This window comes from Paraburkholderia sp. GAS334, from assembly GCF_050436625.1.
GTDB lineage: Bacteria > Pseudomonadota > Gammaproteobacteria > Burkholderiales > Burkholderiaceae > Paraburkholderia.
The window spans coordinates 1-1,330 of the sequence record NZ_JBNDMO010000096.1 but is presented as its reverse complement, the minus strand read 5'-3'; the positions used below and the strand labels follow the sequence as shown (position 1 = coordinate 1,330).

Here is a 1,330-nt window from a genome sequence, read left to right as displayed (position 1 = left end):
GTGGGGTCTTCTTCGGCGGGTGCCTGGTATGGTGCGTATGGCAATACAGCGCCTGCCATTCGACGGGTTGCAGCAATACTTCGCAAGACAGATCGGTGTCGATTCGTGCCAGCAGAGTTGCATACAGGATGCGCCAACTGATGACGGCGAACAGGGCGGTGGCCCTCACGAACCGCTCGAGGCTGCCGAACTGGCGCGCCTCGATACGACAGCCGCTTTTCAGCACGCGATGCCAGGACTCAATCGTCCAGCGTCGTGCATACCAGGCCAGTCGCTCGAGAACTTCATCAAGCGAGGTGGTTGGCACAGAACTCAGCAGCATCCACTCGAGCGGCTCAGTGCCGTGCGGGGGAGCTTCTTCGCTAGCGTGAATGGCAAATGCGTCAAGCTCGCCCAGACTGCTAGCACGCGCCTTCGGAGGCCGCAGTCGTACCGCCGCGCAACGCAACGTCAGACGCGCTGTACGCTGTGGCATGCTGCCCCGGGCGGGCACCAGCAGGTCTGTATGACCAAGCGGCGCCGTGGCCTGAACGGACTCCCACAGATATTGCGCGGGATGACGGACGCGGCGATTGCGCGCTGCCCGAATCAGCCAGTCCACCCCATCCGGACGTTCGGTCGCAAACAGTTCATACACGTCGCTCTCGCGGTCGCCCACACAGACAAACCGGGTTTCGGTGCAACGCGTCCTGAGCGCGGCAAGGTGCCTGATGCCTTCGATCCATTTGATGCTCTCTTTCTCTGCGATCGGTCGCGCTTTGCGGTGGCGTCCCTTGCCGGCCTCTTCTTGCGCCCGCACCCAGGTCTTCATGCCCAGCACGCCCAGTGGCAGCCCTTCGGGCGTGACGGCCAGCAGACTGTGCATCATGAAGCCGCGCTCATTGCCGCCGGTACCATAGCCCAGTCCCTCAGTCGCGTGCAGATGCGACAGATTAAATTCGGTCGTGTCCTGGATCGCCAGCACCACAGGTACCTGCCTCATGCGATCCAGCGTTTGCGCAATGTGCGGCGCCAGAATGCCGTCGGTATCGATCTGTGTATTGTCGAAGAACCGGTACGCGGCCTTCAATTCGGCGGGCTTGAGCGACTGTGGAAACGACCCCTGCGGACTACAGGCAAGCCGGCGCGCCAACGTAACCAGACGCTGCGCCAGACGCGCGTCGCCCAGATTCGCCTCGCCGAACTCGGTGCTTGCCCAGTCGTCCGTGTCGTTCTCGTCGACCAATCTCGAATGCCGCTGCAAACAGGATGGGCCGAAGTTAACATTGACTCCACCCGTTTACAAGCGAAAACACACACCGTCACCTACAGACTTGTGGGTAATCCTGAG

General features: G+C 61.7%; 1 protein-coding gene. It reads right to left on the bottom strand.

Annotated elements, in window-relative coordinates; genetic code table 11:
• Window positions 1–1,225 (bottom strand): IS4 family transposase (locus P3T21_RS38385; RefSeq protein WP_429261055.1); only part of this gene is annotated, 1,225 nt, incomplete at its 3' end.
• Window positions 1,226–1,330 lie beyond the last annotated feature (105 nt).